The sequence below is a fragment of the Shewanella sp. MEBiC00475 genome (assembly GCF_005234075.1).
GTDB lineage: Bacteria > Pseudomonadota > Gammaproteobacteria > Enterobacterales > Shewanellaceae > Shewanella > Shewanella polaris.
Genome location: NZ_CP039928.1, coordinates 38,291 through 64,170, shown reverse-complemented (window position 1 = coordinate 64,170; position 25,880 = coordinate 38,291). Strand labels below are relative to the sequence as shown.

Annotated in this window: 20 protein-coding genes, 1 tRNA gene and 2 pseudogenes; 17 read left to right on the top strand and 6 right to left on the bottom strand. The window is 39.0% G+C overall.

The window, feature by feature from the left end:
• Positions 1-21: 21 nt before the first annotated feature.
• Together FCN25_RS00255 and punR are read right to left on the bottom strand one after the other, a co-directional pair.
• The gene (locus FCN25_RS00255) at positions 22-681 is read right to left on the bottom strand and encodes a Bax inhibitor-1/YccA family protein (RefSeq protein WP_137220891.1); all 660 of its coding nucleotides are present in this window, start codon (positions 679-681) and stop codon (positions 22-24) included.
• 202 nt (positions 682-883) lie between these two features.
• On the bottom strand, positions 884-1,786 hold the full coding sequence (punR, locus tag FCN25_RS00250; protein ID WP_137220889.1) for a DNA-binding transcriptional activator PunR: 903 nt from the start codon (positions 1,784-1,786) through the stop codon (positions 884-886).
• A 316-nt stretch (positions 1,787-2,102) separates the two neighbouring features.
• On the opposite strand from punR, the gene FCN25_RS00245 reads away from it, so the two are divergent.
• A tRNA-Ser gene (locus tag FCN25_RS00245) sits at positions 2,103-2,192 on the top strand.
• A 61-nt stretch (positions 2,193-2,253) separates the two neighbouring features.
• Positions 2,254-3,126, top strand: coding sequence for a transposase (locus tag FCN25_RS00240; protein WP_254693699.1), 873 nt, complete (start codon positions 2,254-2,256; stop codon positions 3,124-3,126).
• 408 nt (positions 3,127-3,534) lie between these two features.
• Here the strand turns inward: FCN25_RS00240 and FCN25_RS00235 are convergent, their stop codons facing one another.
• Complete coding sequence (locus tag FCN25_RS00235; RefSeq protein WP_137220887.1) at positions 3,535-4,467, bottom strand: dihydroorotate oxidase; 933 nt, start codon at positions 4,465-4,467, stop codon at positions 3,535-3,537.
• Positions 4,468-5,259: 792 nt separating this feature from the next.
• On the opposite strand from FCN25_RS00235, the gene FCN25_RS00230 reads away from it, so the two are divergent.
• The 8 genes and pseudogenes from FCN25_RS00230 to FCN25_RS00195 all read left to right on the top strand — a co-directional run bounded on the left by FCN25_RS00230 (position 5,260) and on the right by FCN25_RS00195 (position 13,964).
• Positions 5,260-6,513 (top strand): YeeE/YedE family protein, encoded by a 1,254-nt coding sequence (locus tag FCN25_RS00230; protein ID WP_137220885.1) that lies wholly within the window; start codon positions 5,260-5,262, stop codon positions 6,511-6,513.
• Positions 6,514-6,790: 277 nt separating this feature from the next.
• A pseudogene (locus FCN25_RS00225) lies at positions 6,791-6,946 on the top strand (transposase); the annotation flags it as partial.
• 756 nt (positions 6,947-7,702) lie between these two features.
• The gene (locus tag FCN25_RS00220) at positions 7,703-8,158 is read left to right on the top strand and encodes a DUF6789 family protein (RefSeq protein ID WP_137220883.1); all 456 of its coding nucleotides are present in this window, start codon (positions 7,703-7,705) and stop codon (positions 8,156-8,158) included.
• Positions 8,159-8,436: 278 nt separating this feature from the next.
• A pseudogene (locus FCN25_RS21030) lies at positions 8,437-8,567 on the top strand (transposase); the annotation flags it as partial.
• A gap of 495 nt (positions 8,568-9,062) precedes the next feature.
• The gene (locus FCN25_RS00210) at positions 9,063-9,410 is read left to right on the top strand and encodes a carboxymuconolactone decarboxylase family protein (RefSeq protein ID WP_240778463.1); all 348 of its coding nucleotides are present in this window, start codon (positions 9,063-9,065) and stop codon (positions 9,408-9,410) included.
• A gap of 127 nt (positions 9,411-9,537) precedes the next feature.
• Complete coding sequence (locus FCN25_RS00205) at positions 9,538-10,221, top strand: DUF6781 family protein (RefSeq protein WP_137220881.1); 684 nt, start codon at positions 9,538-9,540, stop codon at positions 10,219-10,221.
• Positions 10,222-10,232: 11 nt separating this feature from the next.
• On the top strand, positions 10,233-11,915 hold the full coding sequence (locus FCN25_RS00200) for an AarF/ABC1/UbiB kinase family protein (RefSeq protein WP_137220879.1): 1,683 nt from the start codon (positions 10,233-10,235) through the stop codon (positions 11,913-11,915).
• Positions 11,916-12,290: 375 nt separating this feature from the next.
• The gene (locus FCN25_RS00195; protein ID WP_137220877.1) at positions 12,291-13,964 is read left to right on the top strand and encodes a methyl-accepting chemotaxis protein; all 1,674 of its coding nucleotides are present in this window, start codon (positions 12,291-12,293) and stop codon (positions 13,962-13,964) included.
• Between the two features lie 177 nt (positions 13,965-14,141).
• Here the strand turns inward: FCN25_RS00195 and FCN25_RS00190 are convergent, their stop codons facing one another.
• From FCN25_RS00190 to FCN25_RS00180, 3 genes are read right to left on the bottom strand one after another with little or no spacing between them, the layout of a single operon-like run.
• Positions 14,142-15,221, bottom strand: a complete 1,080-nt coding sequence (locus FCN25_RS00190; RefSeq protein ID WP_137220875.1) for an OprO/OprP family phosphate-selective porin — start codon at positions 15,219-15,221, stop codon at positions 14,142-14,144.
• Positions 15,218-15,844 carry a DUF4956 domain-containing protein gene (locus tag FCN25_RS00185; protein ID WP_137220873.1) on the bottom strand — a complete coding sequence of 209 codons (627 nt, stop codon included), beginning with the start codon at positions 15,842-15,844 and terminating at the stop codon, positions 15,218-15,220. Before FCN25_RS00185 ends, FCN25_RS00190 begins: the two co-directional genes overlap by 4 nt.
• Before the next feature lies 1 nt (position 15,845).
• Positions 15,846-16,640: a polyphosphate polymerase domain-containing protein gene (locus tag FCN25_RS00180; RefSeq protein WP_137220871.1), complete on the bottom strand. Its 795-nt coding sequence runs from the start codon at positions 16,638-16,640 to the stop codon at positions 15,846-15,848.
• A 1,093-nt stretch (positions 16,641-17,733) separates the two neighbouring features.
• Here FCN25_RS00180 and FCN25_RS00175 point away from each other — a divergent pair.
• The 7 genes from FCN25_RS00175 to FCN25_RS00145 all read left to right on the top strand — a co-directional run bounded on the left by FCN25_RS00175 (position 17,734) and on the right by FCN25_RS00145 (position 25,538).
• Positions 17,734-19,686 (top strand): TonB-dependent siderophore receptor, encoded by a 1,953-nt coding sequence (locus FCN25_RS00175; RefSeq protein ID WP_137220869.1) that lies wholly within the window; start codon positions 17,734-17,736, stop codon positions 19,684-19,686.
• A 1-nt stretch (position 19,687) separates the two neighbouring features.
• On the top strand, positions 19,688-21,064 hold the full coding sequence (locus FCN25_RS00170; RefSeq protein ID WP_137220867.1) for an ATP-binding cassette domain-containing protein: 1,377 nt from the start codon (positions 19,688-19,690) through the stop codon (positions 21,062-21,064).
• The gene (locus FCN25_RS00165; protein ID WP_137220865.1) at positions 21,054-21,740 is read left to right on the top strand and encodes an energy-coupling factor transporter transmembrane component T; all 687 of its coding nucleotides are present in this window, start codon (positions 21,054-21,056) and stop codon (positions 21,738-21,740) included. The genes FCN25_RS00170 and FCN25_RS00165 overlap by 11 nt, the downstream gene beginning before the upstream one ends.
• Positions 21,733-22,272, top strand: a complete 540-nt coding sequence (locus FCN25_RS00160) for a core component of ECF transporter (RefSeq protein ID WP_137220863.1) — start codon at positions 21,733-21,735, stop codon at positions 22,270-22,272. The genes FCN25_RS00165 and FCN25_RS00160 overlap by 8 nt, the downstream gene beginning before the upstream one ends.
• Positions 22,273-22,407: 135 nt before the next feature.
• Positions 22,408-23,145: a DNA-binding protein gene (locus FCN25_RS00155; protein WP_137220861.1), complete on the top strand. Its 738-nt coding sequence runs from the start codon at positions 22,408-22,410 to the stop codon at positions 23,143-23,145.
• 32 nt (positions 23,146-23,177) lie between these two features.
• Positions 23,178-23,417 (top strand): hypothetical protein, encoded by a 240-nt coding sequence (locus tag FCN25_RS00150; protein ID WP_137220859.1) that lies wholly within the window; start codon positions 23,178-23,180, stop codon positions 23,415-23,417.
• A gap of 495 nt (positions 23,418-23,912) precedes the next feature.
• Positions 23,913-25,538, top strand: coding sequence for a methyl-accepting chemotaxis protein (locus FCN25_RS00145; RefSeq protein ID WP_137220856.1), 1,626 nt, complete (start codon positions 23,913-23,915; stop codon positions 25,536-25,538).
• Positions 25,539-25,880: the final 342 nt, after the last annotated feature.

The following is a 25,880-nucleotide window of genomic DNA, read 5'->3' as shown; positions in this document are numbered from 1 at the left end:
ACTGATGAACTCTATCGGCGATTAATCGTCGTTGCCAATACCCATTAAATGTAACAGGCTTATGAACAAGTTTAAAAAGTCTAAGTACAATGAAATCGTCGCACGAACGTAGTTTGTTTCGCCGCCATTCACGATACGACTGGTGTCATATAGAATAAAACCGGTCATTAACAATGCAATACCTGCATTCATTGCCATAAATATTATTGAGCTACCAACGAAGATATTAATGACCATCGCACCGATCATCACTAATAAACCCGCAAATAAGAAGCCGCCCATAAATGAGAAGTCTTTCTTAGTGGTTAACGCATACGCTGAAAGCGACACGAAAATGATAGAGGTTAAGCCTAACGCCTGCATAATTAAGCCAGGACCATTTGCCATACCAGCATAATGGTTAAGAATATAACCGAGCGACGCGCCTTGCATGCCTGTAAAAGCAAATACCCAAAATATAGCTGCAGCACTGTCGGCTTTTTTTAGGGTGACAAATAATAACACTAAGCTACCTAGCGATAAGCCTAAAGACATCATCGGCCCAAGGTTGATTGCCATGGCTAAACCCGCGGTTACCGCAGAAAAGGCCAATGTCATCGCAAGAAGCATATAAGTGTTTTTTAACAGTTTATTGACTTCGGTCGTCGATAGACTGGGTGATATTACAGATTGTTGATTCATTATCGTCTCCAGGTGTTAACTCAATGATTTGCTCAACGAGAAAAAATATTTTTCACTCTGAAGCTAAATCCTTTTGTATAGGGTAAGCAATGTACATTAAACAAAAATTAATTCATAACAAACATCATCTTAATAGTCGCTAATTTAACATAAACGCTTGTATAAGTAATGTTATTAACAAAAACATATTTAAGTTGTTCAATTAACTAAGCCATTCTTTTTTTAATTTTTCGGTATCGCCTAGGTGATCAATCACCCACTGCATAGCCGGAGTCATATTGGCATTATTCCATGCCAAACAGCAGGCGGTGTCTTGCTTTGGCGTGGCGAGCTGTTTTTCTATTAGCGCACCGGCTTTTATAAAAATATCAGCCAAATGATAGGGCATATAGCCGACACCTAAGCCTTCTCTAAAACAATTTATTGCTCTGATCCAATCGGGTACTACAATTCTGCGCTGATTATTCAACAACCAATTTGGTCTATGGGCAATATTATGTGCAGTATCTTGCAAGCATATTGACGGATATTGTAATAACTCTTCATCTGTTAACGCATGTTCCGCTTTGGCTAACGGGTGATTTTTACCAACTAAGAATGACCATTGAATCATCCCCATTTCACGCGACTTAAAGGTGCCACCCACTGGAATGCTTGAGGTTGCCCCTATGGCGATATCGCTCTTGCCCGTGGACAGTGCTTCCCATACGCCGTTATACACTTCTAAGCGTATTATCAATTCAATATCGGTAAAATGGCGATAAAAATCAGCTATTAAGCCACTAATTTTGTCTGCGCGCACCATGTTATCAATCGCAATCGACAACGAAGGACGCCAGCCATTGGCGACTTTTTGAGTATCTCGCTTAATGTTATTTAGTTTGGTCATGATCTCGCGTGACTGCGCGACAAAATGTTCACCCGCAGGAGTTAAACTGACACTGCGATGGTGGCGCTCAAACAATATGACCCCTAAGTCATCTTCTATTTGTTTAATGGCATAACTCACCGCAGAGGGCACTTTATTCAACTTATTGGCTGCGGCGGTAAAACTGCCCACTCGGGCAACAATATCTATCATCTCGAATGCTTGTTCTGAAAGCATCTCGCTATCCTTGGCATTGGCAAAATTACTTGCTGTAAAGGTAAACATTAAGCCTAATCAAATCAAGCAAAGTCACCATTATCGGCGGTTTAATCGCATTTTTAATGGTAAAAATGCTCACCTTAAGTTGATTAGCTATATTCGACTATCATCAAACTCGTTTTAGCGCTTCGCAAGTTGTGGAAGCTTAACCATAACGAATATAGTACCTCGATACCGCAATTGCCGTTAACTTGCGTGTTTAATCACCACTTAACAAAATATTTGCATTTTACCCTTTACACAAAACAGTCATTGGCATATTATTCGCCCGCTCGGAGGGATGGCAGAGTGGTCGAATGCACCGGTCTTGAAAACCGGCAACGGTTTATCCCGTTCTAGGGTTCAAATCCCTATCCCTCCGCCACATTCAAATAAAAAGGCCTTATCGAAAGATAAGGCCTTTTTGTTTGGGCGAAAGATCAATTATGGGTGTCACGATAATTGCCCTCGGAATTGATAATTCAACAGGTGAGAACTTTGAGCATCGGCGTGAGTGGGTTGATTCACGCATTCTTGAATTAGCGACCATCTTTGCTATTGATATCTGTGCTTATGCCGTGATGAGTAATCATTTGCATGTCGTGCTAAAAGTCGATGCTGACAAAGCAAAAGGTTGGTCAGATAAAGATGTTCTGATTCAGTGGCACAAAGGCTTTAAAGGTACCTTACTGACACATAAGTTCGTAAAAGATGAAGGCCTGAATGAATTTGAATTAAAGACGGTAAATGACAGTATCATCCAATATCGCCAACGTTTGATTGATATCAGCTGGTTTATGCGCTCGCTTAGTGAGCCAATAGCCAGAATGGCCAATAAAGAAGATAAATGCACAGGTCGCTTCTGGGAAGGCAGGTTTAAATCACAAGCATTATTAGATGAAGCCGCCGTTCTGAGCTGTATGGCATATGTCGACTTAAACCCAATTCGCGCCAAAATGGCTGCAACTCCCGAAACCTCAGATTATACCAGTATACAACGGCGAATAGACTCAGCGATAAAAGGTGAGCAACCAGTAGAGTTATTACCTTTTGTCGGTAATGAACACCTAAAAATGCCTAACGGCCTAATGTTCAGTGTAAAAGATTATATTGTGCTGGTGGAAGATACCGGGCGAATTATAAGGGAGGATAAGCGCGGTGCCATTAGCTCAAGTAGCCAAGATATTCTCAATAGACTAAATATTCCAGCCGACAACTGGCTAAAAATCACTACCGAGTTTGGGTCATTATTCAAAGGTGCAGTAGGGGCTTTACCTGCATTAACGGAATATTGCGAACATCTAGAGCGAAAGCGATGACAAGGTGCATCAAACTGCCAGCGCTGGTTGTGTGCCTAAGTCATCATCCCCAATTAAATGACAATTATTCTTATACTGGAATATTAAAAAGGTTCTCTGCTGTGCCGAATTCTGCAAATGAGAGATAAACCAGTTATTTAGCGTTACGCTATAGTCGTATCGATAAAAGCCGATGAGTTAATCACATCAATCTTAACCCTCGCCAAAGCCATGAAAGCGAGTTATGTTATTTTTCAAAAATTTGGGGGATATTTTCGGTTCTAAGCAATGGGGGATGTTGGCGATAATTATTGGCTATATTTACAACTTTAGTTATTGGTATTAGCTTTTCGCAATTGCTATTGGCCATAAAATAGCCAGAACAAATGAACTGGCTATTGGATGTAAATTGATTTGCTAAAGTGGTGGTTATAGTGGTTTTAGTTTACCCTTAGCATCGGAAATTTTGAAGTAGCTTTTAGATTGCATAAACTCAGCAAGCTCAGTTTCAATTCGCTCAAAACAGCTTTCGCCTTCTTTTTCAAAACAGGTGGCTATTTGCACAGCATCTGCACCCGCTAATAAATATTCAAATGCATCGATGCCGGTTTTAATGCCGCCAACACCAATGATTTGCACGTCATCATCGAGTAATTCACGAAAGGCACGGACATTGGCCAAACCGATAGGTTTAATGTAATCGCCGCATAAGCCACCAAAACCACCTTTAGGTTTGATAATCGGTTGCTCTGTATACGGGTCAATCACTAAAGTATTGCCAATAGAGTTTATGCAGGTAATGAATTTAACTGGATATTTTTTAATGATATTGGCCACGGCAATGAAATGTGACATATCAAAATAAGGGGCTAATTTAATCCCAATCGGTTTATTGCCTAGTGCTGTAATGGCAGCAAGGGCTTTATCAGTTTGCTCAAAATCATAGGCGACCTGTGCTTTACCCGGGATGTTAGGGCAAGAGAAGTTAACTTCAATTAAATCAACATCACTGTTTTGAAAAGCACTGACCATTTCAATATTGTCTTCAACACTGAAACCTGAAACGCTGACGATGACAGGTTTACCTAGCGCTTTTAATTGTGGAATCATTTCTAAATAGGCTTTGTAACCTAAGTTAGGTAACCCCATTGATTGGATAGAACCTAAAGGTAAATCTTGATATCTAGGTTCAGGGTTTCCTTCGCGAGGTTTAATAGTGCAAGATTTTGTTACCACTGCTGCTGAAGCTGATTGAGCAATGGTTTGCAGTTCATCCCAAGTGGTACATTTAGGGCCAGAGGCATTCATCAAATAACTTTCTAGCGGTATTCCTGCAATTTGAGTGGATAAATCGATGTTCATGAAGCGTCCTCTTGACTGAATTAGTATGGATAAAACAATACGACCGCTTTGTGGTGATAAGAGCTTATAGGAAGATTCACCGTCAAATTGCGTCATAGTTTATTCAGCAAGACAATAGAGACTTTGATTAGAAACAAGAAAGAAGCAAAAGAGACAATAAATTTGTAATAGTGTTAACTTGACCAGATCAGGAAGTTACGGGCTTTGTCATTACCTAGCAGGTAAAATACAACTGCTTCAGAACAGATTAGTATGGCTACCCACAATAGTTGGTCAAATAACAGGCAATAATCTACGCTTTATTTATGCTTCCTAAATGCTACTTAAAGATGGCCAGACCAAAATAGACAATCGTTAGCTTAGTAAAATTATGAGGGGCAATTTTAAGTTACACCTGATTTGGGCGGTGAGGCTATAGAATATCTCTCTAAAAGAGGCTTCTAACGTCTATTTGCAAATAAAGTTAATTGATCAATGTGACTGATAATATGCCATATATGGCATTGTTAAGACACAATCTGATTATTCAATAGAAGCTCCTCATGTTTCACTAAGCCCGTAAGGTTACGCTTTTTTATTAACAAAATTGTACTAACCACAATCAATCATTATTGATTTTTTGCAGTCGGTTTATTATTCAATATAAATATACCGATGAATATAGACCAATAAGTTATAAAGAAGGGTTGGACTTATAACCACTGCAAGAGAATAATCCACGGTTCATTTCATACCCACACAAATATGCGCAGTGTATGAATGGCTACTTTTCATTTCTTCTGGATTATCAGCATGGATAAAAAACAAGCTTCATTTGGCATTATTATCGCCATATCTTCTCTCCTTTTAGGGGCAGTGCTCCTTGACAGTTCATCGCTCTTTTTGCGTTTATTGTTCGGTTTAAGCCTTGGTTTTGCCTTAACAAAGGGGTCTATAGGTTTTGCCGGCAGTGTTAACCGTGCGTATCGCCGCGGTTCAACGCAATTGTTGCAGACATTAATGTTTATGTTTGTTATTACCGCCATTATTAATGCGGGTTTACTCCTGAATGCCAATCCCGGCAGCTATAATTTATGGGTTAACCCTATAAACCTGGGCTTAGTGCTGGGTGGCGTCATGTTTGGTGCCGGAATGAGTCTCTCAAGCTGCTGTGCGACAGGCGTGATGGTTGAATTGGTGAGCGATATTCCGCGTGCATTGACAACATTATTCTTTTTTGGTGCAGGGGTGTTTTTGGGTTTTCCATTGCAGGCGACACAAACATGGATAACAACCACGTCATTCTCTTCCAGTAGTTTTGCTGGGAAAGGGGTATACCTGCCGGATCTATTTACTTGGGGGCCTTTGAACGGTTATTTTATTTCAATTCTAGTGAGCATCGCTTTTGCTTTGACCGTGGTTTTTTTCGCTAAAAAATATCAAAATTACCGTTATGCGAAAGGGACATTCTTGGGTGTTGCCGGTGAAACTGCACGTCAAGAAATGCCCCAAAAACATACTCAGCAGCATTTTACTTTATTCAGTGTTGAAACCTATCATAAATGGATTGGTAATCTATGGGAAATGAAAACAGCGGCGCTGGTGATATCTTTGATCTTCGGTATTATGATGGTCTCAACGGGTGCAGGGTGGGGGGCATCAACACCCTTCGGCATCTGGTTTGGTAAAGTGTTAATGGTTTTTGGCATGGGTGCAAATGATATTGCTGACTTTACTTATCGACCTGCCGGTATGTTTACTACTCCGTTTTTCGAGCATAGTATTTCAGTGCAGAATTTTGCTATTATGGTGGGGACATTAATTGCTGTTCTGCTGATGGGTAAATTTTCATTCTCATTTAAAATTAATCATTCTGCAAAACAATTTGCCCTTTTTGCTTTAGGAGGGTTACTGATGGGCTTCGGTACTCGTTTTGCCAACGGCTGTAATGTCGGCGCCTTATTCACACCGATTGCCAATCTTTCATTATCCGGTTGGATTTACTTGGTATTTTTACTTTCTGGGGGAGTTTTAGGTAATAAACTTCATCATTCCCTGATTAAATAATATCGATTTCTGTAAAGAGCTAATTTCTAATTAGAAGCCGATAGGGGTCGTTTGATAGTAAATAAATGATCTTTTTTTAATGCTTTTGTATGAAACTAGAAGATTAGTAAGTAGCACAGAACGGTTGCTCTGTGCTATTTATCAAAACTAAAGATTCGAGAATTAACATGGCCAATAAAGTAGATAGGTGCACAGGAAGATTTATTCGCCGCCATTCATGGCGTTCACCCTTCGGGCCAGCTAAAGCTGTTTTAATCCATTCCCGATGAATTTGCGGGAAGGGCTGTTTAAATGCCAAACGTTACTCGACGAAACAGCAGTTCTAATCTGTATGGCTTATGTTGACCAATATTTATTAATACAAAGGTCTATTCGGTCCCAAATGACCAACACTCTAGAAGCTTCAGACCACACCAGCATTCAACGCCGCATTGCTCAACATTTTAAATCTAGCACTAAGTTTGTTGATAATTTACATTCATTTTTACGTGTTTCAATAGCGCTGAAGACTGCCGCAATCAAAGCTAAAAAGCCGTTATGTTAATTATCATGAAAATGGCTTGGTTTCTTTGTAGCGAAAATTGAATATGAGATTTGATGATCGGGAGGGACTTAGCATGTGGCAAGGTTAGAACGTTTAAGCCCTAACATTATTTAGAACTAAAACTCTATTTAACTGTGCTTAGCTTAATTTTTCCATAAAATGCCAATTAATATTTCTCTTGTGCAGAAAGCTTGATTTGATAATTATATAACCCTAGCTAATGAGTTAGTTTTATATGCAGTGATAATGACTTTTGGCTTATTTTAAATTAAATAACCCGATAAATAAGCTTAAAGTAATAAGGAAGGTCTATGTGGCTGAACTTAATTTATTGCTTTACATCAAAGATACAGAATTTATGATCTATTCGTCAATAACTTAAATGATCGGCTTTATCTGGCGTGCTGTTGAATAAGCTGTTAGGTTATAATGAAGATAGGGTGTCCGAATACAGTTGAACAGGTCAAGACAATATTTATTGGTATAAAATTTTTAAGTATCGAACAATAACATGACTAAACTTGTTGGATATAAAGTTAAAGGGTAATATCAAAAAAACATACTAGATAAGAGATTACAAATAAGTAGTTACTTATTCATATCATATCCATTGACCCATGGGTCTAAACCGAGAGTAATATAATTATGTCGTTTAACTTATCTGCAATTTTTAAAGGTATTATCGCCGGATTTATTGGCACACTGGTGCTAACGGGTCTAATGATTCTTAAAAAGAATATGGGTATTATGCCCGGGTTAGATCCAGTTCACATGATGTCTACTATGGCCGCCGAAAAAATGGGGACTGAAGTCAACCTGATGATTGGCTGGGTCATGCACTTTGTTATTGGTTCGGTGGCCTGGGGAACAGCCTTTGCAGTCCTTAATGGTGTACTACCTGGTCGTTCACAAGTCATTAAAGGGATTGTTCTGGGTGTCGCTGCATGGTTGTTAATGATGATTGGCCCTATGCCAATGAGTGGTGCAGGATTCTTTGGTTTATCTATGGGAATCATGGCGCCGGTAATGACATTGATGTTACATATTGTTTTTGGGGCTGTTATGGGGTTAGTGTTTTCGAAATTGGGTGGAAAGGTCTAACAAACGCATCTTATTAACATGGCCATATATGGCTATGTATTTGCCGAGAAACCGGCCGATCTGTCAAACGGTATCGAGCTGGTAGCATAGGCCAGTAACAATAAAGCCCGCAGTGCGGGCTTTAAAATTAGTCCGATAAATTAACATGGTCACCCACACCGGACGACTAAATAATTAACAGTGAACTACGCTTCAAATAACATGGCCCATCCCAAGTGGCTAAATAGTAAACACTCAATTAGGCTTTAGTTAACTTTATCTTTAACAGGTAACCTAAGATGGCCAAACCTAGACAAACCATCGTTAGCCTAGAAGATACGCCTTACTATCACAGCTGTTCTGGTTGGTACGTAAGGCTTTTTTGTGCGGAATTGATAATTCAACAGGCGAGAATTTTGAACGTCGTCGCGAGTAGAATTTATAATCAAGAAATGAACAACTCTGTTGGTGAGTAATTGAAAAATCAATTAATAAATAATGGGTTAAACAGATTTTTATAGTGAGTAATTTTGGGGGAAGGTAATTTAAAAAGGTTAATAATTAACAAAAATATCCGCAATATCACTTTAGTTTTTTTTATTAATTTAGGACTTGCTAAATATAATTCAGTTTAAAAAATACAACCTACAACCTACAAGTCAATCAGATGTTAAAAGCGTTCCCTCTATTGCGACGTCAATGGATATTCATTCCAATACACAACTAAATTTAGAACATACACAAAAATAAGCATCTAGCAGAGGAAATATTCATTAGTGAGCATTTATTGTCCGCTATTCACTACATCATTGAGTTGCATCAAGGATTGGCTGAAATATTTGGCTTAGATTTATTAGATAAACCTATTTTTATTAGGTGGTGGGTTTTCGGATCTTTTCAAATCTAATTGTAAAGAGAGACATCTATGAAAAACTTTCCTGAACACTATAAAGAACTCGGTACTTGGATGGAAAAACTTGGAGTCGCCATTCCCCAGACAATGCAAGGTTTTGCTGAACTGCATAAGGCATCTATTGCTCCAGGAGCGCTAGACAGTAAAACTAAGGAACTGATTGCCCTTGGCATAGCGATAACGGTTAGATGCGATGGATGTATTACGTTTCACGTCCATGACGCATTACAGGCAGGAGCCAGTAAAGAAGAAATAGCTGAAACTGTGTCAGTGGCTATGCTTATGGGTGGTGGTCCATCAATGGTCTACGGAATAGAGGCCATGCAAGCTGTCAGTCAATATCAAGAGCAAGGAATATAATCTAATTAGAACAGAAGCTTATTATTCAAAACCAAGCACAAAATAGAAACTACATTAAGTAAAAATTTAGATGTTAATACTTATTTTGGGGCTGCTGAGTGGTTTGATATTGTATAGGAGAATAGTGATGGGTACAGTTAACAGTGATACAAATAATAATCGTCTACATCTTGAAGGTGACATAAAAGAAGCGGTTGAGGCCGACGGTAATATAAGAGAAAACGTACGTCGTATTACCCTCAAAGCATTGAGTGACGGTAAATTAGATCTCGATGAGATTACTCAGGTTACCAGCAGCGTGGTGAAAGGCGCCGGTTTAGGTGCTGTTATTCATGGCCATGATGGTCAGGACAAGTTAGCAAAAGCCGTGTCGGGTCTTGATGATGCCTTATGTTCTGCCGCGGAGGCATCAAAATTAGCCGTGGAAGAAGCCAGTTCACATGTTAAAACATTTAGTAAACAAGATTTTCAGCGTTCTATTAATGACCTTAGTGAACTCGAAACTATGTATTTAGATACGTTGAAAGAGGCCGCAAAAGAGACAAATGAGACGGTATCTGAAACTTTAAATGATTTGGTTCGTCATGGTCGTTTAACGGGTACAGCAGTCGGCCAAAAAGCGACAGAAATCGTAAAATTATTAAATTATCAAATAAGTGATAGATTAAGTGAAACAGTGACCGCGGGAGTCGATTCTGCTTCGAAAGTAACCAGCAACATCGCTTATGCGGCAGCAGGTTTTCTTGACGCGATTGCACAAAAATTGGACGAGAAGTTAGCATCCAAGTCTTCAGACAATAAACATCAATAGATAGGTGAGCCATGCTTTGGGAGACATTAAGTACCGCTCGAGATATTGGCCGACTGAATGAACTTGCTTCGGTCTTAATCCGTTATGGTTTCGGCGATGTGCTACGTAGACTTGGTTTGGCGAATATGTTTAATGGCGCCGGTAAAGCAATGCATTGGAAGCATACTTCAGACATCACCAATTTAGAATCTCCCGTCAGGTTTTGTCATGCATTGACTGAAATGGGGCCTACCTTTATTAAACTAGGACAAATTCTTGCCACTCGATCGGATCTATTTCCTCCAGAATGGACTACTGAATTTGAAAAATTACAGAATCAAGCTCCTCCGGTGCCATTTGAGTTAATCAATAAACAACTTCAGCAAGATCTAGGGTGCAGTCCACAAGAAGCTTTTGCAGAATTTGATCCTACACCTTTTGCCGCCGCATCCATTGCGCAGGTTCATCGAGCTCGCTTACAAGATGGGACAGAAGTGATTATTAAGGTTCGCAGGCCAGGGATCCGACCGATAATGGAAGCAGATTTACGTTTACTTGCCCGCATTGCTGAGCTAATGGAGTCAGAGTCAACGGCTTTACGACGTTTTAGACCCCGTGAGGTGGTACGTCAATTTACCCACTCTTTACGGCGTGAATTGGATTTATTAGCTGAGTGTCGTAATGCTGAAAGAATGGGCAAAAATTTTATTGGTGATCCAAATATTGTTATTCCTAAAGTATATTGGTCGTGGTGCAGTGAACGTGTCAATGTTCAAGAGTTTATTGATGGCATCCCTGGACGAAATATCGCAGCAGTGGAGAAGGCTGGGTTAGATAGAAAACTGTTAGCTAAGTATGGCGGTCAAGCTGCGTTGAAAATGATTCTGATTGATGGTTTTTATCATGCGGATCCTCATCAAGGTAATATTTTTTATCTGCCTGAAAATCGCATCGCATTTATTGATTTTGGTATGGTTGGACGATTGTCTATGGATCGCCGACATCAAGTTGTACAACTTTTACATAGCATGGTTGAGATTGATGCTCCTCGTGTTGTTGATGTATTGCTGGGGTGGGCTGGCGATCCTCCGCTCAATTGTGAAAGTCTTACTTTTGAAGTAGAAGAGTTTGTTGATAAATATCATGGTGTGTCGTTAAAAAACTTCCATTTGAGCATGATGCTTACTGAGTTGATGTCACTGCTTAGAGAACATGGACTTAGCTTACCCCCGGATATCATTATATTGATTAAAGCATTGATAGCTCTCGAAGGTGTTGCTTTGCAGTTAGACCCTGACTTTAATATGGTGACGGAAGCAAAGCCGTTATTACGCCAGCTAATGTTAGAACGAAATGCACCAGATGCAATGGCGAAGAGAGGTTGGCAAGCTATTGTCGACACCACTGAGTTGATAACCGGATTACCGCAAGATTTACAACAACTATTACGTTCCGCGCGTAGTGGCAGATTCCAGTTACATGTTGATGTCACGCGTTTAAAAACCTTTGGCAATCAACTTGATCGTGCCGCTAGCAGAGTGGCCGTCGGTAATGTGGTCGCGGCGATGATTATTGGTTCTTCTATTGTGATGACCGTTGACGGAGGTCCGACGTTATTTGGCTTGCCATTATTTGGCATACTCGGATTTATGGGCGCTGTGGTTGGTGGAATATGGTTGTTGTTCTCTATCTGGTCTAGTGGACGCTGGAGGTAAGCAGATTATTACTCATACCCATAGATAAACATAGCCTTGCATAATTGTCGTTTTGTAACTATTTTACATTAACCTCATCAAGGATTTTTATCCTGTATTTACACATCACTCTACAGCCATCAAAAATCCCTTTCATTGGTAAAATGCCTGACTAATGTTGGTATTTAACTCCACTCATATTAGCGATTGAATTTCTGTAATTATTTTAGTCTCAGCAAAGCGTCATTAGATGTTTTTAAATATACAACAGCATATGAATCATAAATATTAAAATGATTAGAAATCGATAAGGAACTAAAAATAATACAAAAAACATGGAATTTTGAGGAATATAGCCTATATAGATAAGTAGATCTTTATATTGGAGAAATAAAAATGGACTTTAAAAGTCGTGGAAAGCTACTTCTGTTAACAATGCTGCCACTGATCCTTATTACCTTACTTGTCACAATCACTTTTTACTTAAACGGAATTACAGATCTTGAGAATCAAGCCATTGATTATAAAAAAGAGTTGGTGGCAAGAAATCAAACCTTCCTCAAAGCCAATTTGCGCATGGGACGAACTGCCATAAAGGCTCTTTATGACACCGATGTGAACGGTAATAATAAAGAGCAAGCCAAGCTAATTCTTAAAAATATGCGCTTTGCCGATGATGGTTATTTTTTCGCTTATGATTCAAAAGGGGTTAATACTCTCCACGCCGTAAAGCCAGAACTAGAAGGCAAAAATTTATATGCTCTAAAAGATGAAAATGGTGTGCCTGTAATAGCAGGGTTAATTGATGCTGCAACCAAGGGCGAGGGATTCCTCGATTTCTCATGGAATAAACCGTCCATTAATGCGCAAGCACCAAAACTAGGCTATGCCGAATACTTAGATAAATGGGATTGGGTATTGGGTACGGGTATCTATGTCGACGACGTTAATGACCAAGTCACTATATATATTGAAAAGAGGCAAGCCTTACTGACTGAAGATTTAAGCTTTGCGATTATGATTGCCATTCTGGGACTCGTTATTACTGCAAGTACCGTTATTTTTGTCGTCAATCGTTCTCTTATTCCATTAAGTTCGATGCTTGATAAACTCAATGAAATCGCACATGGTAATGGTGATTTAACCGGCCGCCTACAAACTCAAGGTAAAGATGAAATTGCCGAGCTTGGTGATGCCTTCAACCAGTTTATGGATACCTTACAACCGATTATAACAGAGGTAAAAAATAGTTCGGTTTCAGTACAACAAGCGGCAAAGAGTCTCGACTTACAAACCAAAAACTCAGTAAAAACGATGCATATACACAACCAAGAAACAGAAAAAGTCGTCTCGGCCATTACCGAGATGGCAGCGACAGCAAGGGAAGTGGCAAATAATACTAATACAACCTCAGATGCCATCAGCTCTGCTAATAGTCAGATTAATAGCGCTCAACAAGAAGTGACCCAAGCTATTGATAGTATTCATCAGCTTGTTTCTGAGGTGAATAGCACTTCGGATGCGATTAAATCATTAAGCGAACAAACTGATCGTATTACCGGTGTAACTGACGTTATTGGTAGTATTGCAGAACAAACTAATCTTTTGGCACTGAATGCCGCGATTGAAGCCGCCAGAGCGGGCGAGCAAGGCAGAGGCTTTGCAGTTGTTGCCGATGAAGTCCGTACTCTTGCAAGCCGAACACAAGCCAGTACTCAAGAAATTAATCAGATGCTAACTAATTTACAAATTGGTGTTAAAGAAGCCGTGACAACCATGTCTGCAAGTCAACATCGTGGTGAGCAAGCGGTTCATGACTCTTCAATAATACAAACTCGATTATCTGACATACAAAACGTTGTAGGTGAAATTCATGATATGGGGATGCAAACAGCAACGGCAGCTGAAGAACAAAGTGTCGTGGCCGAAGATATCACCAAAAATCTGACTCATATTCAAGATATTGTCTTTGAACTGAATGATGATCTAGAAAAAGCAGCGACCATTAGTTCTTCATTAGCCATCTCAGGCAGTCAATTGAATGAACTTGTAGGACACTTTAAAACCTAATATTGATTGGCTCGATAAAGTTAATTGAGGTAAAAGTTAAACAAAAGCCCCACCATGAATAATGGTAGGGCTTTTTGATTTAAATGTGTAAAAATGCCTGAATATGAAACAGTGTGACTAAGTATCGATAAAGCATGATGATAAAGATAATCCTAAATGCCTATTTAGGTTCACGATTTAAAAACTATATTGAGCACGCAGTGAAAAGGCATTGTCAGCGTTATATGTTTCTCCATCATCTTCGAGTTTGGCTCTAATATAGTTGACCTTGAACATTAAATTTTCGTTGACCAGATAGTTAACACCAACGGAGAAGGTTTGAGCCTTACTGTTTTCTTCTATTAAGTTAAACTGGCTCAGTCGCCAAGTAAGTTCCCAGTCGTTATTAGCTTTAATGCTGCTGAGTTTGCCATTTTTGTAGTGGCGATTTTTACCCGATAGGGGATAGCTCATTTGATAGTAGCCACCTTCATAGTGATGGGTTCCTTTTGTAGGATCGTCAATATCAGCTTGTATCCACTCCGCCATGGAGACAAAGCCTTGGTACTGCCACATCAATTCAATACCCGCAAGCGATTCATCATCTGCGTTTAGTCGGGTCCCTTCTAGTAATGAATCACTGGAATAAACCTCTAACGGTTCATTAATCCGAAATTCATCGCCCCCTAAGCGGCGTTCGCTTAACGCGGCACCAAGATGGATGAAGTTATCATCGGGATCGACTAGAGCCCATGTAAGTCTACCCGTAACCCCATAGTTATCTGCAGAATCCTCGTCTTGAAAATAGCCAATATCCCAATTAACGTTACCTTCTTTACCGCTTAGATTAGCTCCAACACTGCGTCCTGGTGCCAGAGCTTCAGTGACCATACTGCGCTCTATCATAAAGGTATTACGAGAGCCGGTGAGTTTCTCTAAACCAAAGGGCTCTTTTTGTTTACCCACTGTAATAGTCGCCCAGTCCCAGCCTTGGTATTGAAGATAGGCATCCTTAATCTCTACAGCATCACCATCAGACAGATCAACTTGAAATTTACTTTTCCAGTTGTCACTAAATTTGATTTTTGTGCTTAATCGCGCCCGACGCACATCTGATCCGTAATTATCAGATTCATCATCTTCTAGGAAAAGATCTGAGAATTGATCATGATCGAGCATGATATAACCTCCCCATTTGAATTCAGGATAATCGGCTGCTGAGCTACTGGATGCCAACAACAATAATGTTGGCGTTAAATAAGATATGAGTTTTTTCATGAATGCGTCTCCATTTGACTGTTAGGACTGGAGGCATGATCTTTCTGTAGTATATCGGACGGAGTGTAGTGCACGATGAGCTCAGCGGTATCTCTGAGAAAGTCGATATGTTCGATATCTACGCTGGTAACTTGCAAACCAGTGCGTTCACGCAGATCGGCCAGCAATAGCGCCCTATTTTGAGGCTTAATATTATCGATACGTTCGTATGAGATCCGCTGTATTTGATTGTGCCCTTGAAAAAAGCGGGTATCGACCAGAAAAGCAATAAAACACAAAGATCCATTGATTGAAAATAACTCTAATATAGGCAGTTTACTGACAGCAGATAACAGTGCAATGGCAGTAACCAAAAACAGGTAAGTCATCTCTTTTATTGAGATGGTATCCGTGCGATAGCGCAGCATGCCGAACACGGCAAACAAACCAAAAGCAAATTCCATCGACATGTCGATGCCGTGTAGTAAGAACGTGATTAAAAATATACCAATGCCAAATAAAACGAAGGATCCGGCCACGTTAGCGTTCTTATTAATACGGTAATAGCAACCGTAGCAAAGTATAACGATGGAAATAAAATTCACTAAAAATAGAACAAGAAAATCATACGTAATTTCGGTCATATCAATAACTCCATGGCGCAGTAGGATGTTGTTGGTTTAAAGAGGACAGTTTCATCAGAGTGGGTTTAAAACGGTTATATTTAATTCCTTGTTGATAAAGCAGTACACAGCCGATGCAGTATTTACTGAAAGAGATAGGGGAAAAATTATGGGTAGGCATCATCTGATAAAATGGAGAATTTTTTGAATATTTTTTTTGCTTTAGCTCGACGATAAAAAAACCATCGAGTTCAATGCGCTCCACTCCATTAGAAGACTGATACCAGAGGTTATAGTCTATAGTAAGACGTTCAGGGATGGCCTCATTGGCTAGTGCAATACGTTCATAGCCACCTTGTTGAGACACGCTTAAATCGTCAAAATTGACACCAAGATGTTTACGAATAAATGATTGGTTATCATCATCGCACTGGATACTTTCGTCGCAACGAACACGGCTTTTGATGGTTCTTTTATGATTGTTTTTAAATTTTACTTCTAGGAACTGGGTATCCGTGTCTAAATAAGTACGCTTACGAACTTTAAAGCGGTTTAACTTGCCATTGTGGTGATCTTTGTAGAAATTCATCTCTTGTGTATCAAAGTATTGGTTGAAGTAGTTTGCCGTACGTTTGCCATTGATTTGTAAGACGCTGTAATGAGAGCGAGCCGCTTTGAGTAGATCAGGTAAAACATCTAGCGGTAAGATAAATTTAGAATCTACTCTATCTTGCAAATTAGCATGATGTAGATCGGTAAGACTGTGTCCTTCATATGTCGTCAGCAATTGCTCGATGGTATGGTTATCAGTTTTCATTAGTGTTGTTTACCTGTAACCGTGTTGGATTTTTTATGCTGAGGTTTGTCCGGTCGCTAGCGCATTTAATACGGTATTGATCATCACATACGGGAAAATTTTGTAGAGTGTTGTTATCTTGTCTATTAAACATTTACCTTCCTTATGTAGTTAAGCTTTTACCCGATAGCTTGATAAGAAACCTTTATCTAATTTAAATCATACAAATAGATTGTGCAGAAAGGATGAGGGAAGTGTGGAGATAGCTTGTAGAAAGCGATAAATGATAGTGCTATCGCATTCTTTGTTGTGTTTAGTCATTGTAAGAATGGAACTCGATTGACTGTGTGAGAGTAAATATTTAACTTATATTGATTTTTTGACTCGCGAGCTAAATTTAAACGTGAGCAGTATAATCAATCGAGGTAAAATGGCGCTAAAGAGAAATTGAGTTACTGTTATTACTCGACATTGGCAACAAAAACATCAATAAAATTAACACAGTTAACAACGTCAGTATCGTAAGCATAGACAGCCCGATTTTGTGGGTTACTTTAGTATCACAACTTTCTGCTATATTGATTGCAATCAGCATTTTTGATTCCAGTAACAGCTATTATAACCGTTATATATTGATGAGCCTGTTTGATTGTTTTTCGTTGTTTTACCATTTTTATACAACAATTATAATACAGTTTATGAAAGCGTTAGTTTGACTTTTTATTAATTTAAAAATCAATACGGGGTCATTTATTGACTGTTCTATTTATAATCCTTAAAGGTCTTTTTAATAATGGAATACATCCTAGACTTATATTTAAATATGATATTTTAATCAATTGGCTACTCAGCTTTAATGTTAACAATGTAAATAAAACTATTTTCATTTTTATTTGCATTATTAATAAAATGGTTAATACACCGTAATACTAATGAAAAATGAAACATATCTCACAGATTTTTATTTAATGATAGGTTAGTCGGGTACAAGGTAGTGATCACGTATTTAGAAAATATTAGATCTAAGTCGATATCGATAATCGCTACAATTGAAGTTGTTATATAACGTATTAAAATAGATTAATCATTAAATTATATACATGGCAGTACTAATATGATCTCTAGGAAAACTACTTTTAAACTTTCAACTGTAACCTTGGCTATTGGACTTTGTTTTACAGTACAGGCTGATGAAATTAGCCGTGATCCTTTACTTAATATCAATGAAGTCATTGTTGTTCATGGTGACGGTGGTCAACCCAGAGATATGGCTACGACTCATTGGAGCATCAATGATGAAGAGATCCGAGCTTCAGGAGCCCAAACGTTAGAACAAGTTCTAAAGAATGTGCCCGGGGTTTACATTCGTGTGGGCGGAGATGGTACACCAAGAGTTGATATCCGAGGTTTTAAAACTCGCCATGTAACATTACTCGTTAATGGTGTGCCAATGAGCAGTGCCGGTGACGGGCAATTTAACCCGAGTGTTATTCCTACCAGCCAAATTGCATCAGTAGAAGTATCTGTTGGACCAACTTCGGTACTTTATGGACCAAGTGGTGCTGGTGGTGTAATTAATATTATTACTAAGCAGGGCAATGCTGCTCCAGCGTTGTCAGGTCGCCTTGAATCAGGTGAAAATGATACCTTTAATGGTGATATTAGTGCCGCTGGTTCAGGTGATGATTGGCAAGGATTAGTGAGTGTAAGCCGTCAACAGACTGATGCTTACCCAATGTCGGATGATTTTGAGCCTACAGAATATCAAGATGATAATTTGCGTGAAAATTCAGATAAGGAAGTCACCAACGTTTATGCTCAAGGCAGTTATTGGTTATCTGACAAAACACAACTCATTACCAATATGGCTTTTCGCAATGGCGATTGGGGCAAACCGTCCCGTGATGGTACAGGTACTGGAAGTGTGAAGTTTGAACGTGTTGATGATTATGATGCTCATACTTTACAGTTAGGTTTAGCACATGAATTTAATGATACTTTTATTATTCGCGGCTTTGGTTATCACAATCAAACCGATACTTTAGAAGCATCTTATAAGGATGAAACCTACCTAGATTTAAAAGAAACCCAAGATAGTAGTTCCGTAGTACAAGGAATTAACTTACAACTTATTACAGATTTAAAAGAAGTTGGTTTATTAACGACTTCGGTTATTGCGGAAGAGCAAAAATGGGAGTCAACGATTGCGATTGATGATCCAGACAACATAGATGATTCTGCTTGGTTATATACCGCAGCTGCAGAGTATCAATATCATTCTGAACTGCAATACGGTTTTACATTAGGTGCAGCTTTTCATTCTCTAGATAACTCAGACAGTACTGACGATAACTATTCAGCTATGGCGTCGAGTTATTGGCAAGTTGCCAAAGATTCACGTTTAAGTTTAAGTGTTGCACGTAAAGTCCGTTTCCCATCGATGGAAAACTTGTATTCATTATCCGCTGGTAATAGTGATTTAGAAGCAGAAGAGTCTAAGCACGTAGAGCTTGGCTTAGAGCAGAATTTACCTGCAGATACTGATTTTTCATTATATGGCTATTACACCGATGCTAAAAATTATATCGCCAAAGATAACGATGATTTTTATCAAAACATGGATCGTTATAAATTTAAAGGGATTGATTTTCAAATTAATAACAATAGCATTGATAAGTTAGATTTACGTTTTTCATATAGCTATCTTGATTCGGAGGAAATGGACGATGATGATACGTTAGATTCATTACAGTACCGTCCACGTCACCAACTGCGTTGGCAAGTAAACTATGAGCTTCCATTTGAACTTAAGATGAATATAAATGTAGAGCGTATATTAGATCAAGTATATGCCGCCAAGGTGAAAATTGATGGTAAAACTCAATATCAACAGCAATCACTTGATAATTATACATTAGTTGATGTGAATTTTGCTTACCCTCTCATTAATGAGAAGTTAGAGCTATACATACGTTCAACCAACTTGTTAGATGAAAATTATTATCAGAGTGAATCCTTGCCTCAAGCGGGACGTCAGGTCTTTGTTGGCGTGAATTGGCAGATATAAGATTAAATTACTTGAGCTCAAGAATGTTAGCGTTAGCTATGGCAGCCATTTACCAAAGGTATTGCAAAATATCAACTTGGTGATTAGTAGTGGTCAATGCCATTGCGTGAGTGGCCCAACAGGCTCTGGGAAGTCCAGTTTATTAAATTTGCTTGCGGGGGTGCTCAATCATCCATATGACGGTGATCTTTGCTCTAATCCTCAACTCCTTGCGGGTCTTGTGACTCAAGACCCGCAAACCCAACTATTACGCAATACTGTGGGTGCTGAGGTAGCATTTACACTGGAAAATATTGGTGTTCCTGCTAAGGACATGTTACCCAAAGTTCAATTGGCATTAAGGCGTGTGGGTTTGCATATGCGCCTTGATACTAAAGTGAATACTCTTTCTCTTGGTCAAAAATACCGACTTATAATGGCTTCTCAGTTGGTATGTGAACCCAATTTACTCTTGCTAGATGAGCCTTGGGCACAACTAGACGATAAGGGGGTAAGTGAGCTTTTGGCTGTACTGCGCAATCTTATCCAAGACGGTATGGCTCTTGTTTTGGTAGAGCACAACCCTCATGCGTTCGCTGACATTATTCAATATTATTGGCAGTTTGAAGACGGGGGTTTATCCGAAGGTATTTATACCGTCAACAATGATCTTCAACCACATCTCGACTTGCAACAAAGCAAAAAGGTGGAGAATGATCAAACGAAACATGATGTGGTTATTAGTGCTGAAGCGTTTGAATTTAGATTTGATGGTAGTTCCGCGTTATTTACCTGTCCACAAGGCTTCACATTACATGCAGGAGAAATCGTTAGCTTAATTGGGGATAATGGCTCGGGAAAAACAAGCTTATTGAGAGCGCTAGCAGGCGTACTTAATTTAAGACAACAATTGCCTGTAACTGTTTTAGAACGGACTCCAAAGCTTGGAATTTATGGATCTGAACTGGGTTTTTTAATGCAAAGGCCGAGTAGACAGTTATTTGAAACTAATGTGTTAGCTGAAATGCAATTTAGCTTAAAGCGGTTTGATCTTCCCCAAATTCGTGCGACTAAAATGCTGGAGGAACTTGAATTAACTGCATTATCTAATTTGTCACCACATACATTGTCATATGGTCAACAGCATATTATTGCCCTTGCATCGTTAGCATGTTTACAGCCTAAGGTATTGTTATTAGATGATCCTCTGGCAGGAATGGATAAATATTACTACAGCAAAGTGTGGTACTTACTTGAACGTCTGCAGTCTCAAGGAAGTACTATTTTACTGAGTAGTCATAGAAGCATTAAGCATCATGTTGTTTCTCGGCAATTTGGCTTGCGTGAAGGTCAGTTTAAAGAGGAGATCATTGAAATGGGATATAAAAATGAAGGCTAGAGGCCGATTGGGTCGTGTCCAATGGTTTAACACATGGGATCCTGAACGACGGGAAACCGTGAGTTGTGCATTATCATTATTATTGGTATGCGTGCTATCGGCTTGTGCTTTTGTTCTACCGACATCTTTATTGTTATTTTTGGTCGGGATCAATGGACTATTAGTCGTTCATGGGTTGTTATGTCGCGGCAATATATGGGGCGTGGTCAAACTTGCTTTAATCCAACTGATCATCACTCTGGGTTTGTATTTAATACTTTATGGTGTTGAATCTTTAATTGATGGTTCTGTGGTAGTGGTACGCATTCTATTGGCTACCATTCCTAGTTGGTGGCTTTGTATTACTGCTGCGCCAGAGCGCATTGGCGAAGTGCTGAGTTCATTTTTACCCAAAAAATGGGCTTTTGTGGTCGCAGCCTCATTAAGTCTACTGCCTTATATGTTAGATGAAATCCGCGAGATATATCAAATCCAGTGTCTACGAGGTGCGCGTATAACACCAAAGGCACTGCGTAACCCCAAAAATTGGTCTGAGCTAGTTTATTGTGTGCTCTTTCCTGCATTGATCCTGTTATTAAAGTTATCACACCAAATGGCGGTAGCGGCACACAGTCGTCATTTTGGTCAACATCCACGACCAACACATTGGCATTCACCTAGAGAAAACGATGAATAATAAACGTTCTTTGAGTCTCCAAGACTCTCTATTTGTAGGTTTTTGTGCCACATTGCTGGTTGCATTAACTGGGTTGTTAAGGCTGAATATTGGTTTGTCCGGGCATACTATGTTTTTAACCAGCTTTTTCTATTTAATATGTTATGGGGTGTTAGGTCGTTTCGGAAGTATTACGGCCTGTGGTGCTATTGCGGGATTCGTCGCCATGGCTCTGGGTGTTGGTAAAGGAGGCCCGTTGATCCTTTTGAAGTTTATATTACCCGCCATCAGCATGGATTTAGTTGCGCTACTTTTACCATTGAGTATGAATATTCATTGGCGCTGTGTGATTCTAGGAATTTCAGGCTGTATTGCCTGGGCTGGGAAAGTGGCACTAGCTAACATGCTTGCTGGAATGGCACTGGATGTAATGTTCATTCAATGGGGTATCAGTATATTGCAAGGCGGTTTCTTTGCCATATTGGGAGCATTATTGGTGCCTCCGGTACTCGCTAGGCTGAAAGCTCATGATTTACTAAAAACAGATAGATAACGTTAATTCTGGACAAAGAACTGTTTGATATCAAATCAGTGAAACATTCTGATTTCGGCTCCTAAATTTCATCTTTTAGCCCGAATTAAGAAGAAAAAAATACCATAGAGTTATTAACAAAATTCAGGATATAAAATGAAAAACTGGCTGATTTGTATCGACGATACCGATGATATAGGCACTAAAGGCACTGGTGAAATTGCCGAAGAAATAGCACAAATGCTTGCTGATGTTTCAGGTGGGAAAGCATCTTTTATCACTCGTCATCAGTTGTTTGTACATCCTGATATTCCCTATACATCCCACAACAGTGCTATGTGTTTTCATTTGTGTTCACCATTACCACAAGATGAAATTCTTAAGCTTGCAGTCGCTCATTTAGTCGCTGAATCTGCACCTGCAGCAGACCCTGGGATTGCCATTCTTGACACTGGCTCCGTATTTGATGCATCTGCGCTGATAGACTTTGGCCGTAAAGCTAAATCAGAAGTTATCACTAAAGCAATGGCTTATGCACTGGCCGAGCAACAGAACATAAGTTTGACGGAACATGGCGGAACGGGCCAGGGTATTATTGGTGCTTTAGCCGGATTAGGTTTACGTTTGTTGGGCAATGATGGACGCGTTAAAGGAAAAATTAAACTCGGGCAGTCTGATGAGGTTCCACATGAATTAAGCGTGGCTGATATTCTTGCAAAAACAGGTCTTGATGCGGTTATGAGCACGGATGAGTATCAGCTCAAGTTTGATGAGATGGTGCAACTTAAAGGCAAAGTGAAGGCCGTGTATCTTAACCACAAGTTTGTATTGTTAGTTAATCGAGACGCTAATGTGTGGTGCAATGCCAGTAAACAAGTTTTACAACATTATTGAACAACTATCCTGACACTGGGGGAGGTATAAAAATGGACCCAATATCAGTCCGAAAGGAATTTGAGCAAAATGGAACCCAATGGATTTTTCGGACGGGATTAGGACAATATGGCAAGGCTAGAGCAGTAGCACTGCTATGTCATTTTTTTGCTGCTGATGATGAAGATGAACAAATTGATGATGAACTGCGTTCTTGTTATAACTGTCAATATCGCCGATGGACAATGACTAGCTTTGAATGTGTTGCATTAAATAAAGGTATCATTAAATAAGATAAATGCTGCATTCAATACCATTTGCTTTATTTCAACCACCACTACTTTTCGCATGTACCTAAACCACCAATAGAACCCAAATGGCTATTTTTATAAAACCGAAATAGCCATTTTGATTCAATTGTGTTTTTCTGGAATCTCGATTATTTCTTGTTTGTTTATTAAATAGACTAATATTATCTATCAATTTAGTATCTTAACAGTATACATCTGTATCTGAGTTCATTAAGCTTACCGACCAAGTTTTTGATGCTCCGTTAAACATATCAGCAAAAAATGTTGGGTTGGAATGGTAATTTCTCTATTATCGCAGAGCTTTAAAATAAAATTCCAATTAAATCATTATGAACTAAGCTTGGTTGACAATATATCTGATCTGGTTTTTTTCGAAGTTCTTATTTAATAAATACAACACATTAGGCTACCAATGTCGTTTAGCCAAGTTTGGTAACATATATTGATAAAATATCATCACATACAAAGGTTTTTACAATGAGAATAATAAGTCGTTTGTACTTTGGGTTTGCAACTTTACTGGTAATTATGGTTGGTATAACCTTGTTTGGTTTGGTGAAAATTAGTATCGCAGATAACAATTTAACCAAATTATCAGAGCAATCTGCTGTTGAGCAGCGCCAAGCGATTAATTTTAGAGGTAGCGTACATGATAGAGCTATTTCAATTCGAGATTCTGTTTTAGTTAATAATAAAGGTTTATCGAAGAAGCATCAGGACGATATAGTCCGCTTGAATAATTATTACCAAATAGCGGCAAAAAAGCTCGATAGCATGTATGAAAACGTGCAACACAATGATGAAGAGTTAACGCTGTTACAAGACATCAAAGAAATTGAAATCACTACTTTAACCTCAACTGCAACCTTGCTTGGTATGATTAATACAAATCGTAATGAAGCGGCAGCAGAATATTTGTTGACGACAGTTTCTCCTTTATATAGCGACTGGTTAAAAAGAGTCAATAAACTCATTGATTATCAAGAATCACAAATTCAACATCAAGTTTCTGCTGCAAGAGAGCAAACAACTAGCTTCCAGTCGGTCATGCTTGTTGTTACCGTCATAGCATTAATTATAGGCAGCATCGTTGCTTTCACTTCTGTAAGACAGCTAAAAAATATTATCGGTGGTGAACCAGAGTATGCCGCGAAAGTAATCCAACAAATTGCCGCAGGCGACCTTACTGTTAAAATAGACGTTACAACACCCAATAGTATTCTATGTGCAGTACAAGACTTAGCCGTTAATTTGGCTGAAATTACCAAAAACTCAATGACAGCTGCGAGTAAATTATTATCATCGTCTAAAGATTTATACCAAACGGCGAAACAAAATGAGCATTTAATTAATAATCAAAAATTAGCAACTGATCAAGGTGCTGCAGCTATTACGCAAATGTCAGCTACAGTGGCAGAAGTTGCTAGTCACACTAGTGAAGCTGCAATGTTAGCGCAAACGGCAACCAATGAATTTAATGCTGGTCAGCTTGAAGTGAGTAAAACCCAAGCCGATATTAATTTGTTAGCTATAAAAGTTAGCGAAGCTGCAGATATCATTAACTTATTATCTCAAGACAGCCAAGAGATTGGCTCTGTGTTAGATGTAATACAGGCTATTTCTGAACAAACAAATTTATTGGCATTGAATGCCGCTATTGAAGCTGCTCGGGCTGGGGAGCAGGGGCGTGGCTTTGCTGTTGTTGCTGACGAAGTGCGTAATCTTGCCCAACGTACACAAGAATCAACTCGCCAAATTCAAGTCGTTATTGAAAATATGCGCACCAGTTCTGTTAAAGCAGTTACGGTTATGGATGAAGGTAAAAATCAAGCCAATACCAGCGTGGAACAGGCCAAATGTGCTGGCGAATCGTTAACCGCAATCAACGTTTCTGTCATAAAGATAAGTGATATGAACACACAAATTGCTACTGCCGCTGAACAGCAATCGGTGGTTGCCGCTGAAATAAACCAAAACTTTAGTCAAATCACCCAATCTTCATCGTTGGCTCAGCAAGAGGCGAGTAAAATTACTGCAGCTAGTCATCAACTTGAAGAGTTAGCTCAAACGTTAGAATTAAACGTCAAACAATTCAGAACCTAGGCTTAACGCAGTTAGCACTAAGCAGACAGACACCATTTTCGGTATCTGTCTGTATTAACAATAATCCGCTTGAATTTATACCCTCTCAACAAATAATCCATAAAAAACTTTATAAATGACATTTATATTAATTTTCAAACCAAGCTGAAACTGGATGAAAGTTGAATAATTTTATCAGTACTATTTTAACGTTATGGTTAATTATTGTGAGTGCAGTTAATCATAATATTAATGCGATCATGCATCGGTCGAAACCTTAATGATATTGGCTTTTGAATAATCTGTCAGTGTTAACATTTAATATATAGAAGAAAACATCGGGTGAGCGCAATGCTTTATCGA